The organism is Mariniflexile ostreae (genome assembly GCF_042427585.1).
In the GTDB taxonomy this organism is placed as follows: Bacteria; Bacteroidota; Bacteroidia; order Flavobacteriales; family Flavobacteriaceae; genus Pseudalgibacter; species Pseudalgibacter ostreae.
The window spans coordinates 160,279-174,331 of sequence record NZ_JBHMFC010000074.1 but is presented as its reverse complement, the minus strand read 5'-3'; the positions used below and the strand labels follow the sequence as shown (position 1 = coordinate 174,331).

At 36.0% G+C, this 14,053-nt stretch carries 11 protein-coding genes; 4 read left to right on the top strand and 7 right to left on the bottom strand.

What is annotated here, in order from left to right; all coding sequences use genetic code 11:
- Positions 1–117 precede the first annotated feature (117 nt).
- On the top strand, positions 118–753 hold the full coding sequence (locus tag ACFFU9_RS11650) for a response regulator (protein ID WP_379861621.1): 636 nt from the start codon (positions 118–120) through the stop codon (positions 751–753).
- Here the strand turns inward: ACFFU9_RS11650 and dnaG are convergent.
- Together dnaG and ACFFU9_RS11640 are read right to left on the bottom strand one after the other, a co-directional pair.
- On the bottom strand, positions 748–2,706 hold the full coding sequence (gene dnaG, locus ACFFU9_RS11645) for a DNA primase (protein WP_379861620.1): 1,959 nt from the start codon (positions 2,704–2,706) through the stop codon (positions 748–750). The two genes, ACFFU9_RS11650 and dnaG, sit on opposite strands and share 6 nt — an antisense overlap.
- Positions 2,707–2,853: 147 nt before the next feature.
- Positions 2,854–3,750, bottom strand: a complete 897-nt coding sequence (locus ACFFU9_RS11640) for an SMP-30/gluconolactonase/LRE family protein (RefSeq protein ID WP_379861619.1) — start codon at positions 3,748–3,750, stop codon at positions 2,854–2,856.
- Between the two features lie 172 nt (positions 3,751–3,922).
- Between ACFFU9_RS11640 and bamJ the strand changes: the two genes are divergently transcribed.
- Positions 3,923–4,642, top strand: coding sequence for a BamJ family beta-barrel-assembly machinery protein (bamJ, locus tag ACFFU9_RS11635; RefSeq protein ID WP_379861618.1), 720 nt, complete (start codon positions 3,923–3,925; stop codon positions 4,640–4,642).
- 124 nt (positions 4,643–4,766) lie between these two features.
- Positions 4,767–5,648 (top strand): GTPase Era, encoded by an 882-nt coding sequence (era, locus tag ACFFU9_RS11630; protein WP_379861616.1) that lies wholly within the window; start codon positions 4,767–4,769, stop codon positions 5,646–5,648.
- A 110-nt stretch (positions 5,649–5,758) separates the two neighbouring features.
- On the opposite strand, the gene ACFFU9_RS11625 is transcribed toward era, so the two are convergent.
- Positions 5,759–6,265, bottom strand: a complete 507-nt coding sequence (locus tag ACFFU9_RS11625; protein ID WP_379861615.1) for a GTP-binding protein — start codon at positions 6,263–6,265, stop codon at positions 5,759–5,761.
- 171 nt (positions 6,266–6,436) lie between these two features.
- Between ACFFU9_RS11625 and der the strand changes: the two genes are divergently transcribed.
- Positions 6,437–7,741 carry a ribosome biogenesis GTPase Der gene (gene der, locus ACFFU9_RS11620; protein WP_379861614.1) on the top strand — a complete coding sequence of 435 codons (1,305 nt, stop codon included), beginning with the start codon at positions 6,437–6,439 and terminating at the stop codon, positions 7,739–7,741.
- A 241-nt stretch (positions 7,742–7,982) separates the two neighbouring features.
- On the opposite strand, the gene ACFFU9_RS11615 is transcribed toward der, so the two are convergent.
- Genes ACFFU9_RS11615 through ACFFU9_RS11600 form a run of 4 tightly spaced genes read right to left on the bottom strand, consistent with a single transcriptional unit; the run spans position 7,983 to position 13,817 of the window.
- A complete protein-coding gene (locus tag ACFFU9_RS11615; protein ID WP_379861613.1) occupies positions 7,983–9,821 on the bottom strand; it encodes an alpha-L-rhamnosidase-related protein in 1,839 nt (612 codons plus the stop codon).
- On the bottom strand, positions 9,814–11,019 hold the full coding sequence (locus ACFFU9_RS11610; RefSeq protein WP_379861612.1) for a Gfo/Idh/MocA family protein: 1,206 nt from the start codon (positions 11,017–11,019) through the stop codon (positions 9,814–9,816). The genes ACFFU9_RS11615 and ACFFU9_RS11610 overlap by 8 nt, the downstream gene beginning before the upstream one ends.
- Before the next feature lie 54 nt (positions 11,020–11,073).
- On the bottom strand, positions 11,074–12,423 hold the full coding sequence (locus ACFFU9_RS11605) for a Gfo/Idh/MocA family protein (RefSeq protein WP_379861611.1): 1,350 nt from the start codon (positions 12,421–12,423) through the stop codon (positions 11,074–11,076).
- 17 nt (positions 12,424–12,440) lie between these two features.
- Complete coding sequence (locus ACFFU9_RS11600; protein ID WP_379861610.1) at positions 12,441–13,817, bottom strand: 3-keto-disaccharide hydrolase; 1,377 nt, start codon at positions 13,815–13,817, stop codon at positions 12,441–12,443.
- Positions 13,818–14,053 lie beyond the last annotated feature (236 nt).

Sequence of the window (14,053 nt, the reverse complement as noted above, 5' to 3'; positions counted from 1 at the left end):
GTAAATTTCTTAAAAAAGAATTACCTTTGTCCCTTAGGTTTCTCTCAACTGTATTAGTTCTCCCTGACTATGTCATTTTAAAACCTAAATCAAAACAATAAATAAATAAAAAAAGGTATGATTAAACTATTAATAGCAGATCATCACCCCATTGTTAGAAAAGGATTGGAACATTTGTTTTCAGCCTCTTCTGATATTAAAGTTGTGGGTAGTGTTGATAATGGTGTATCTCTTTTAGACTTTGTGAAAAAGCAAAAAGTAGATATTATTTTAACTGAAACCGATTTGCCAAAATTAAATGGACTTACGGCATTACGGTATTTAAAATCTGATTTTCCAGATGTAAAAACAATCATTCTTAGTGGGCAACCAGAAGAAGTGTATGCCATTAGTGCCATCAAAGCTGGTGCATTGGGGTATATTTCTAAAACGGTAAATGTTATCACTATAAATGAGGCCATTTTGAAGGTTCATGATGGTGGTATTTACTTAAGCAATGATCTTACTCAAGCACTTGCTTTTGGAAAGAATTTGAAAAAGAAAGGCTCTTTCTATAAAAAGCTTTCAACTAGGGAGGTAGAAGTACTTAAGCTTTTAACTATTGGAAGAAAGAACAAAGAAGTTGCAAAAGAATTGGATATTAACGAAAAAACCGTTAGTACTTACAAAGCGCGCTTAATGAAAAAACTAAATGTAACCAATTTGGTCGATTTAGTAAATCAAGCGAAATTGCATACAGAAGAGGAATCATAAAACACGATTTAATTTTCTTGATAACAGCATTTTTAAGCTAGAGTAATCTTTTACTTCTTCAAGAACACTCCTGTTAACATCTATTTTGTTAGCCAGTGTTTTTTGTTGGAACTCAATAACTTTTTGCTCAATTAGGTAGCATCTTAAACTTAAGATAGTTTCGCTAACTAATTGAGCAATACTTTGTGTTTTTTCTTTTGGGAAGATAGACATGCGTTGCCAGTCGTCTAGTTTGTAGCGTTCGTCTTCCATTAAAATACTTGTAATTTCACTAGACATATCAGGGTCTACTTTATTAATAAATGTATTGAGGTCGAAATCAGGATTTTGGTTAAGGGTGTCGATAATGGTGTAATAAAGGGTTTTGAACTGTGTATTGGAAAACTCCATTTCGTCTTCCTGAAGATCTAAAAACACCTTTTCAAACACTTTAGCTTGTTGGATAACAGGTTCTAGAATGAGTTCGCCTTTATCATTTTCTTTCATCACCAAATCCTCAAAATCTTCTGTTTTATTGCCGTATAATAAAAGCACTTCAATAATCTTTCGTTCTAAGAGGTATTGAACATCAACTTTATGTTCGGGCTGTTCGTGCCTAATAACATCAAATGCTTGTTGTTCATTTTTATGGTGTTTGTTTAGGTCGGCAGACTCTTTTTTGTTGATTTGTGCCAATGTGGTAAACAATACAGCTTCACTAATATCCATTATTTTAGAACATTCTTGAATATAGATTTCTCTTTTAATGGTATCTGGAATTTTAGAAATACTATTAATGATTTCGCGAATGGTATCTGCTTTCTTTATAGGGTCGTTCTTAGATTCTTCAAATAGAATAGACGCCTTATATTGGATAAAATCTTTAGAGTTTTCCTCTAGATACAAAGTAAGTTCCTCGAGTGTGTTTTTTTTAGCAAAACTGTCTGGATCTTCTCCACCAGGAAACGAACATATCTTAACATTCATGCCTTGTTCCAATATTAAATCGATGCCTCGTAAAGATGCTCGCATGCCTGCCGCGTCCCCGTCAAATAACACGGTAATGTTTTTGGTCAATCGATTTATAAGTCTAATTTGGTCGGGTGTTAAGGCCGTTCCAGAAGATGCCACTACGTTTGTAATACCCGTTTGATGGAATTGGATAACATCGGTGTACCCCTCAACCAAAAAACAATTATCTTCTTTAGCGATGCTTTGTTTGGCATGGTATATTCCGTACAACACTTTGCTTTTATGATAGATATCACTTTCGGGTGAATTGACGTATTTGGCAGCTTTTTTATCGTTTATAAGAATGCGGCCACCAAATCCCAGAACGCGTCCGCTCATGCTTTTTATAGGAAACAGGACACGCCCTTTAAACCGGTCGAACCGCTTGTCTTCTTTTACAATAGTTAGCCCTGTTTTTTCTAAAAACTCTAATTGATATCCTTTCTTTAAGGCCTCATCTGTAAAAGCTTGCCATTCATTTAAGGCATATCCTAAATCAAATTTCTTAATGGTTTCATCTGTAAAGCCACGCTCTTTAAAATAACTTAACCCGATAGATTTCCCTTGGTCGGTTTTGTGCATGATCTTTTGAAAGTAAGTATTGGCAAATTCACTTACTAAATAAAGGCTTTCTCGAGTATCTGCTGCTTCTTTTTGCTCATTACTTTGCTCGGTTTCTTCTATTTCTATATTATATTTTTTGGCAAGATATTTAATAGCTTCAGGGTAAGTAAAATGCTCATGCTCCATTAAAAAAGAAACTGCAGTGCCTCCTTTTCCAGTTGAAAAATCTTTCCAGATTTGTTTTACTGGCGATACCATAAAGCTAGGAGAGCGTTCGTCGCTAAAAGGGCTCAAGCCTTTAAAGTTACTTCCCGCTTTTTTCAGATTTACAAAATCGCCAATTACCTCCTCAACGCGGGCGGTTTCAAATACTTGTTCTATAGAAGCTGGTGATATCAAATGTTTTGGTGTTTATCTTGTTTTAACCTGTGTGAAACAAGAACGAATTAAAAGTTTGTTTTTTTTATCAGAAAAGAGGATGTAAATGTAACACAAACTAATGATATTTAAAACTTGAATGTTTAAGCATATTTTGTTTTAGGAAATTTAATTAACGCCTTTCACTTTCATTTTCAAGGTGTAAACCGATGTGCGTGCTGTAATAAAAAGGACATTTCTTTTTTTACCTCCAAAACAAATGTTGGCAGGTTTTTCTGGAGTCTCAATTTCTTTAATTAACGCTCCTTTAGGGTTGTAAACCCATATTTTATCGGAGGTTAAGTAAATATTGCCTTTGTGGTCTATGGTCATTCCATCGCTGCCATGGGGTGCGAAAAATGTTTTTTGGCTTAAAGTACCATCAGGCTCCATGGTGTATTTCCATGTTTTGTCTGCTTTAATATCTGCTACATATAAAGTTTTGCCGTCGGGTGTGCCTATTAACCCATTAGGTTTTTGGAAATCTTTAATAACCTGTTTAATTTCTTTTTCAGGGCTTAGGTAATATACGGCCTGGGTATCTTGTATTTCTTTATGATCTTTTCCCCACCAACTACGTTTATAGTATGGATCTGTGAAATAGATACCTCCTTGGGGGTCTATCCATAAATCATTAGGGCCATTTAAATGTTTGTTTTCATAGCCTTCATGTATTATGATCAGTTTTTTATTTTCGTTAAAATATCCAAGTTGGTTTTTTTCATCTGCACAGGTTACTAATAAACCTTGTTTATTAAAATACATACCATTAGAGCGCCCCGTACCTTCTAGATATAATGACAAGCCTTTTTTTTCATCCCAAATATAAATCTTATCATTAGGTTGGTCTGTAAAATAAACACGACCATCAAGAGCTACGGCGGGGCCCTCAGTAAATTTAAATCCTGTGGCAGCCAATTTTACTTCAGCTTTACTAGCAACAATTGGGTTCTTTTTTTGGGCGTTATTAGTGAATGAGCATAATGTTGCAACTAGAATAAATAAAATGTGAAATTGTTTTTTCATGAGGTGAAATTTAGAAATGCAAAGTGAACAATTTTTAAAGATAAAGAAGTCTTTTTAATATTTTTTGTTTTTAATAGCATGTATTTATAGAAAAAAATAGAATAAACAACTATTTGGATTTTTAATTAGAAATTCGCTACTTTTACCAGCGAATTTATAAAATCGATAAAAAATGAAATTAGTTAAGTTTTTAGGTGTTATAGTATTGGCATCAGTAGTATCTTCTTGTGATAAAGGCGTTACTAATAAATCTTTAGATACACAAGTGGACTCTGTTAGTTATGCCATTGGACTGGACGTAGCTAAAAATGTGAAATCAAGTTTTGAAGAAATCAATACTGATCTTTTTATCCAAGGGTACAGAAATGGTATCGACTCAACGAATATTTTAATTGAAGAAAATGAAGTTGGTCCTATCTTACAAGCGTTTTTCCAAAAGAAACAACAAGAAGCGATGCTGAAGCAACAAGAAGAGGCTACCAAAAAAGCTGAAGAAGAATTTGCAGACGTTAAAGTGGAAGGTGAAAAGTTTTTAGAAGAAAATAAAGCTAAAGAAGGCGTAATGGTAACCGAAACCGGATTACAATATCAGGTGTTAAAAGAAGGTAATGGAGCAAAACCAACTGCAGCATCTACAGTAAAAGTAAATTATCACGGCACTCTAACAGACGGAACTGTTTTTGATAGTTCAGTGGATAGAGGCGAACCAGCAGAATTTGGAGTAGGACAAGTGATCCCAGGTTGGACAGAAGGCTTACAGTTGATGTCTGAAGGTGCTAAATATAAGTTTTTTATCCCTCAAGATTTAGCTTATGGTGCTACACCAAGAGGCGGTACCATTAAACCTTTCTCAGCATTGGTTTTTGAAGTAGAATTATTGGAGGTAAAGTAATTTACACTTATATATAGTATTAAAAACAGGAGGCGTATGCTTCCTGTTTTTTTTTGTTTCATGAATTTAATAATGCAATTAACGGTACAAGGTTGTAACTTTGCATGTTATAAAAACATAATAGATGAGCCATAAAGCAGGATTTGTAAATATTATAGGAAACCCAAACGTAGGGAAGTCTACATTAATGAATGCCTTTGTAGGCGAGAAACTGTCTATAATTACCTCTAAAGCACAAACAACACGACACCGTATTTTAGGTATTGTAAATGGAGAAGATTTTCAAGTGGTTTTAAGTGATACACCAGGTATTATAAAACCAGCTTATGAATTACAAGCATCCATGATGGGATTTGTTAAATCGGCTTTTGAGGATGCAGATATTCTAATATATATGGTTGAGATTGGCGAACAAGAGCTTAAGGATGAAGCGTTTTTTAATAAAATTACAAATTCTAAAATCCCTGTTCTTTTGCTTTTAAACAAGATTGATACCTCCGATCAAGAACAATTGGAAACGCAAGTACAGCTTTGGGCGAATAAAGTTCCTAATGCAGAGATTATCCCCATTTCGGCCTTAACAGGTTTTCAGGTTAAAGAGGTTTTTGATCGCATTATTGAATTGCTTCCAGAGTCGCCGCCATTTTACCCTAAAGATCAATTGACCGATAAGCCTGAACGTTTTTTTATAAATGAAACCATTCGTGAAAAAATCCTTATTCATTACAAGAAGGAGATTCCATATGCGGTTGAAGTAGATACCGAAGAGTTTTTTGAAGAAGATCATATTATAAGAGTACGATCGGTGATTATGGTGGAGCGTGAAACCCAAAAAGGAATCATTATCGGACATAAAGGCTCAGCTTTAAAACGTGTTGGAGTAGAAGCGAGAAAGGACTTAGAGAAGTTTTTCGGAAAACAAATTCATTTAGAGTTGTATGTAAAAGTCAATAAAAATTGGCGTAGTAACCAGAATCAGCTAAAACGTTTTGGTTATAATAACTAATAAAACATATGGATTTGGTGGTCTTAAAGTTTTAAAGCATTTTATAGAGGTTCAAGATGAAATGAACTCATATTAAATCTGTTTTTTTAAAACGTTATGGCACCTAGCGGTTATGTTTTTTTTTCTTGCTTTAGAACATGGTACATAAAATCATTAAGGGCATGCATTTCTTTCTTATTAGAGACTTTCCCTATGCTTCCTGCAAAATAAAGAGCAATCCAAATCACGACCATTAATACCATAAGACTGGTTTGTATTGCAAATGTTTGGTTTAGGGTCCAGTTGGTATAACCCCAAATACCAAAGGCAATAAATAACCCTGCTACCATAAAGTGGAGAAACATAAAAAGTGTCCAAACGGTTGGGTTAGGACCGAAAAGACCGTGTAGCATACAGGTATCTTTATTAACTTCATTAATTTCCAGATGCAATTGTGGCGACCAAAAAAGTTGTTGGGCTTTTGGCAGTTTGATAAACACATGGTCGTCTACTCTGCTTACTATAAAGTCGGTTTGAGTCGAGCTTGTTTTTTCGAAATCCCTTAAAACCGATGCATGAGTTCGTGGAATTTCAAACTTAAAACGCGGACGTAAAACGATATCATTAGATAATGCCATGTAACTTGTTTTTTGTAAATGGGAAATTACTATTTTTTTATTTAAACTTTAAATAATTTCAATCTTTGATAAAAAAGAGTTATGCATCGAGTATATTTCATATTTTTGCAAAAGTTTTCAGGACACTTGTAATAAAATCGGTTATAGCCTGATACCAAAAATTTTAAGACCATGAGCAATATAGTAGCAATAGTAGGACGCCCCAATGTAGGAAAGTCAACCTTTTTCAATCGTTTAATTCAACGGCGGGAAGCTATTGTCGATGCTATTAGTGGCGTAACAAGAGACCGCCATTATGGTAAAAGTGATTGGAACGGTAGAGAGTTTTCGGTTATTGATACTGGTGGTTATGTGTTGGGAAGCGATGATGTTTTTGAAGCTGAAATAGATAAGCAGGTAGAGCTGGCTATAGATGAAGCCGATGCCATTATTTTTATGGTGGATGTGGAAGCAGGTGTTACGGGAATGGATGAAGATGTTGCTAAACTGTTGCGTAAAGTAAATAAACCTGTTTTTTTAGTGGTCAATAAAGTGGATAATGCTAAGCGTAATGAAGATGCTGTAGAGTTTTATTCATTAGGATTGGGTGAATATTATACTATTGCCAGCATTAGCGGTAGTGGTACAGGAGATTTGTTAGATGCTTTGGTAGAGGCTCTGCCTGTTAAGGAAAACGTTGTAGAGGCAGAACTGCCTCGCTTCGCTGTTGTAGGACGCCCAAACGCAGGAAAATCCTCTTTTATAAACGCCCTAATAGGTGAAGATCGATATATTGTTACCGATATTGCGGGAACGACTAGAGATTCCATTGATACAAAATATAACCGTTTTGGATTTGAATTTAATTTGGTGGATACAGCAGGTATTAGAAGAAAAGCCAAGGTTAAAGAAGATTTAGAGTTTTATTCGGTTATGCGAAGTGTGCGTGCCATAGAGCATAGCGATGTTTGTTTAATTGTTATGGACGCTACCCGAGGATTTGATGGCCAAGTACAGAACATATTTTGGCTGGCAGAACGCAATAGAAAAGGTATTGTAATTCTTGTTAATAAATGGGATTTAGTTGAAAAAGACCATAAATCGATGAAGGAATATGAGCAGGGAATTCGAGAAGAGATGGAGCCGTTTGTAGATGTGCCTATTATTTTTATGTCTGTTTTAACAAAGCAACGTATTTTTAAAGCTATTGAAACCGCTGTTACTGTTTACCAAAACCGTACTAAAAAAATAAAAACGAGTAAGCTTAATGAGGTGTTTTTGCCTATTATTGAAAACTATCCTCCTCCAGCATATAAAGCTAAATATGTTAAGATTAAATACATCATGCAGTTGCCAACACCGCAACCGCAATTTGCTTTTTTCTGTAACCTCCCCCAGTATGTAAAGGAACCTTATAAACGCTTTTTAGAAAACAAACTTCGTGAACACTTTGATTTTACAGGTGTGCCGATTAGTGTCTATATGCGGAAGAAGTAATTTTATTTTCTTTCTAAAAAGCTTGAGATTTAATATGTGTTTGGATGATAAAAGCGCAATTTTTCAGCTTATTGAAATACCATCAGTAGGCTGAAAAATTGTACTCATGCTTTTTAGCTTGTGTTATTTTTATAATACTTGTTTTAATGCTTTCTAAAGCTATTATAGGAAGTATATGCGCCTAAAACGGATGTTCGCAGTTCCCCGTAGCACCTAAGCACTTCCGTTCAATAGAGGTGTTTTAATAGATTATTTCAATACTAGTGGTTCCGCCTTCGAGAATGAAAGAAGCCTTATTTCCTTTTATTCTTTTCTTGTTTAAAAACACTTTTTTTGATTTTTCGGGCACTATAAATTCCGCAGTCATTTGATTCGGTATTGTGATGTAATATGTAGCAGTGTTGTTTTTGTTCTTCTTAAAATCAGCATTAATAAAACCCACTTTAGTGGGGACTTTTATTGATGAAAAAGACAAATCTCCCAATTGAGGTTTAATTTGGGCCACGCTAAAACCTGCGGTTTTGGGTGTTATACCCCACATATATCTTGTAATTACATTTAATGGTGCTGTTCCCCAAGCATGGTTCCAATCGGTGTTAGGTTTGTATTTTACGTCCCAAGCTTCCATAGCCATGGTGGAGCCGGATTTTATCATATTCCACCAGTTTCTGTCGCCCGTAGTATCGGTTATTAAACGGGCTGCATATTGTGCTTCACCGTTTTTATAAAGCCCCTCTAATAAATACTGTGCGCCATAAACGCTACAAGCCATACCCCGGGATTTTATAAATTTTGTAACAGAAGCAATATGTTCTTCGGGAACCAAATCGAAAGCAAGTGGCAACATGTTGGCATGTAAAGCAGAGTGGGTAGACCCCTCGCCATCTATGTAAATTCCTTTTTCGCTATCAAATAATATAGTATTAATCGTTTCCTTTACTTTTTTCGCCTTCTTGTTAAAAAAAATAACATCTTCTTTATTATCAATAAATCCAGCAATTTCGCTCATTAGCTTCAAATTGTAATAGTAAAAGGAATTAATAACGGTGTTTACAGGTACAATATCATATCCATCACGCTCGCCTTCTGCGGTAGCGAGTTTCCAACCTGTATCTTTTTGTGCTGGTGGCCAATCTATAATATCTTTTATCTTGGTGTCTGCTTTTTTAAAACCTAATTTTAAAACTAATGCTTTGGTTAGGTTGGGCGATTGTGAACTTATTAAGCCGTCTGGTCGCTCAAGATCCATAAGGGTTTTAAGTTTTAAATTTTCATAATGTTCTTTTAGAGGTACAATGTCGCCCGTGTACATGTAATCTGTGTAAAACATCAGGACTGTGTGCAATAACCATTCGGTTGGCCAAGTTGGATTGTCTATAAAATAAGCATTGGTGCGTCGTGCCATCGCATACTCGTTATCAACGCTGTAATGGCTAAGTTGATTGATGTAGGCATCGGCCTCGTAAGGAATGCGTTCTCGATCACCATCTACATAATATCCAGTAAAACTTGTCGCTTTTATGGTGTGTTTACACATTTCCCAGATAGCGTCCATTGTTTTATTAGAAGAAGAAAAAGAACTAGCTTTATCATTAAATTTATTATGAAGCGCTTTTTGTCTAATAGTAATAGATTCAATCGGGACTTTCAAGTTTTCAATTTCACAATAACGAAATGGAATGATAACCCCAACACTATCGGGCAGCCTAATAGCAGCACCGGTTGTATTTCTTTTATAAGGTTCCAGCTTTGGTGAAGTGGGTATATTTGCGGTTAAGGCATTTAACTTCGCCCTTTTATAACGAATAGTGGCTCCTGGATTTCTGTCGATGTGGGATACACCATTTAATTTTTCACCCAAATGAACAATTAAAGAATCGGATTGAGATTCTTTTGAAGTGATTTCAATAGTACCGAAATATGCTTTTCCGAAGTCTATAAAATAATGGCCATCATTAATTTGTATAATATTTTCTGGTTGAATAAAAGTGTTTTTTAAATCAAATTGCTCATCTAGATTTTGGGCATTTAAATTGAAAAAAACAATCAGAAAAAATATAAGTGAAGCGTATTTAGTCATAAAACTTAAGGTCTTTAACGGCTTCTTCCGTAATTATTGTGTTAGAATACATCGCATCTAGCCCCATTTGAACGCAAATGGCCGTATTAGCTCCTGTTTTAATATCCGAAATGGGTTTACTGTTATTTGTGATACTGTCTTTAAAATCCATTAGAGCTTGGAGACTTGGTTCCTTATGGTCTATTTCAATAGGAAGGCCTAGCCCTTTATCCCATTTTACCGTGGCACCAGAAACGCCATCTACAAGGCCTAATATTTTATTTTCATTTACGCCTTCAGGGAAAAACCATGCCTTGGTATAGCTTAAATGGATTGTTCCTTTATCGCCCATCACTTTTATTTGATACCCATCTTTAGCGTTGCTTGTTAAGCAGGTAAATTTTGCTTTTACACCACTAGGATAACTGTAAATTAAGTGAATGTTATCATAGGTTTCTCGGCCGTCTTTGTAATAATCTACACCGCCAACGCCCATTACTTGATTTGGAGTTTCGTTTAAAACCCAGTTGGCAAAGTCGATTTGATGAGAGCTAAGCTCTGCAACCAAGCCTCCAGAGTATTCCCGGTACATCCGCCAGTTAATCAACCTTTCTAATTCAGGACTAGGAACGTTTCGTCTCCAATTGCCATGTCGGTTCCATTGGCACTCAAAAGCTGTTACTTTACCTATTTTGCCTTTTTTAATTAAATCGACTACATGGGTATATAGTTTAGAGCTGTGATATTGATGTCCTGTTTGAAAAATACGATCCGATTGGTCTACTTTATTTACAAGGTTTTGAATACTGCTGTAACCTTTGGCCATAGTCTTTTCGCAATACACATGTTTTCCGGCGTCTAAAGCATCTATCGCAATTTGCGAGTGTGTGTTAAAAGGTGTGGCAACCAAAATGGCATCAATATCCTTATTATCTAATAATTTGCGGTAGTCGCTGTAGCCTTTGGCTTTTCCATTTGCAGCTTTTAATCCGTTTTCTAATTTAAAGGGCAAGGTATCGCAACAGGCTATAATATTAAAATTAGCGATACTATTTATATTGGCGGAAAGTCCAGTACCTCTATCTCCAGTGCCAATAATACCGATGTTTACGATATCATTGGCACTTTTAAAATGATAGCCATTGGACATGGCTATAGCAGAAGTTGTAACCGCTACAGAAGCCATGGAACTTTTGATAATAAAATCTCTTCTTTTCAATGTGTTTTGATTTTTAAGACATAAAATTATTATAGTATGTGCTAGAGTTAACGATTATACAGGTTTTATTTCCCAACCTGGTTCATAAGCTCTAGACCATAACGTCATGGCTTCTCTGTTGTAGATACGACCTGAAATTTCATCAACTTCAAAAGAAGAATCGATTCTAGAAGCTATATTGGCATAATGTGTTAGCATTTGGCTAATCGCCCCTTCGTCTATAGGAGACGTTAGTGCTGCTTTACCTCTAATAGCATCGAAAAAATTAACGGTGTGTGCATGGGAAAGTTGTCCGCCACCACCTAGTGCGTTGCCATCTTCAATACCTGGAACCACATTTTGTTTCACTTCCTTTCCTTTTATATCAAACAGTTTATAGCCATCACGGTTAATAAATGCTGAGCCGTTAGAGCCGTATATTATAGTGCCACGACCAGAACCATACTTGTCATAGCCGTTTCTACTGCGCCCGTCCCATTGTATGGTTCGATTGCCCGCAAAGCGGAAAGTGGCTTCCATGGTATCGTACATTTCCCAACCATCATCTTTATAATGGAATTTCCCCGATTTAACTTCTACATGCTCAGGGTATTTAACGTCTAAGGCCCAACGTGCGATATCTAGCTCGTGAGTGGCATTATTTCCCATTTCGGCGGTTCCATAATCCCAACCATACCAGTGCCAGTTATAATTCCAGGTATCATCAGTATAAGCTCTTCTGGGTGCTGGCCCTTGAAACAAATCCCAATCTAAACCCGCTGGTGGAGCTGTTTTTGTTTGATGTGGCACTGGCCCACGTTTACTGGTGTAAAATGCAATAGCATTATAAACATCGCCAATGGCTCCTTCATGGATGGCTTTTATAATTTCTTGTGATTGCAATGAAGAACGCTGTTGGTTCCCCATTTGTACTACTTTGTTATATTTTTTTTGATAAGCAACTACCAATTCGCCTTCTTTTGGATTATGGCTGCAAGGTTTTTCTAAATAGACATGTTTCCCGGCTTGCATGGCCATGCAAGCGCCTGGGGCATGCCAATGGTCTGGTGTAGCCATAAATATAGCATCAACATTTTTATCATTTAGAATCTTCCTGATGTCGTTTTCCAGTTTAGGCTTATTGTTTATTCTTTTAGATACAGCATTGGCGGCATTGTCGCGCTGACTTTTCATAACATCGCATAAATAACTAAGTTCGATGTTGTTGTTTTTATCTGCTATGGCCGATATAAACGCACCGTAACGTCTACCTAAGCCCTGGAGTGCAACATTTATTCTGTCGTTTGATCCTATTATCCTGGAGTAGCTTTTGGCCGACATCGCATTAAGGCTACTCGCTGCTAATGTAGCTCCCACTGTACCTAATGCTGTTTTTTTTAAAAAATCTCTTCTGTTTGAACTCATAATATTAGTCTTTGGTATTAGTTAATAGGACGGATTTTTATATTTTTAAAGGACACGAAGTCGCCATGATCTTGAAGTAGAATCTCTCCTTTGTCCAGTTCTCCAAAATTTGGCCATTGTGCATATTTGCTTTCAGACACTAATTTCTTGTAGTCTGCACTTTTTCTTTCGTACTCCAAAACCTTTACACCATTTAACCAATGTTCAACATGATTGTTTTTTGAAATAATGTGGGCAGTATTCCATTCACCAATAGGTTTTATTGGCTTGTTTACATCTGCTTGAATCAAATCATACAAAGAACTAACCGTTCTGCTGCCTTCATGATTCCCCAATTTTGCGTCTGGATGTAAATCATCATCTAAAATCTGATATTCTAAACCAATAGAAGATCCGGCGCCTTTATTAAGGTTGGTATCTACATAATATTTAATGCCACTATTGGCACCAGGCGTTAATTTAAAGTCAACTTTTAGCTCAAAATCACCATATTGTGCTTTGGTAACAATATCACCTCCAGCATTAGACTCTGCACCACCTGAAGAAAGAACACTTAATACACCGTCTTCAATTTGCCATCCCTTTTCTGGAAATTCTTCAAGCTTAGCACCACGCCAGCCATTCGTGGTTTTTCCATCCCATAACAGTTTCCAACCGTTTTTCTTTTCATCTATAGTGAGTTGGTTTTTGGTTATAATAGGTGCTATAGGTGTTTTTGTAGAATATTTAGAAACACTATCTGTTACTATTCTTATGTTTTTCCAAATAATTTCGGTACCTTCTTTTTTATCCGCATGGATACTGTGCACCTGTAAACAGATAAAACCACTGGCAGTTTCGGCATCTATTAAATGGGAAGCTGGCACGCCATTTACCCAAGTTTTAATAGTGTCTCCAATCGCTTCAATGCGATAATGGTTCCAATCGTTTTGTTTAAAAGCCTTTTGCGCCTCTGGGTTATTATCTAAAGTGTTTAGCCAACCACGTCTGGATTCATCATAAATCCCCCCGCTCCAAGCTCTTTTAGAAGGGTCGATTTCTATTTGATAGCCATGGACTCTGCCATCTCTATAATGAGGAAGGCTATTGCTACGGATTTGGATACCAGAATTCATAGTAGAATCCACTTTATAGTCTAACTCTAAAATAAAATCACTGTACACTTGGTCTGTTGTTAAAAAAGAGTTTGGAGTATTATGTACCGTGCTCCCTACAATAGCGTCTTCTTTAACCGTGTAATGGGCTTCGCCTCCTAATTGATGCCACCCATTAAGGGTTTTACCATCAAATAAAGGTTCCCATGGTGTGGTGTCTTTAGGAACTTCTTTACAGTTTAAAAACGACAAAACGATAAGGGTTAAAAGGGTGTTGCGTCGTAAAATAGATTTCGTCATGTGGGTTTAGTTTTAGTTTATGATTCGCTAAGATAAAATTTTATTTATTTTTTTGAATGGACAAGTTATGCAAACACATGGACTTTTCGGTTGCTTTTTTTTGAATAATGTCTGTGTCGTTTGTCTGTTCGTTTCCTTTTTGTTTTTTTTGAGGAAGATTGTTAATTGATGATTTTATCCATCTTTTGAATTAAATCGTCCATCCTTTAACAAAACTTTAAGGATAGCTTGCAAGT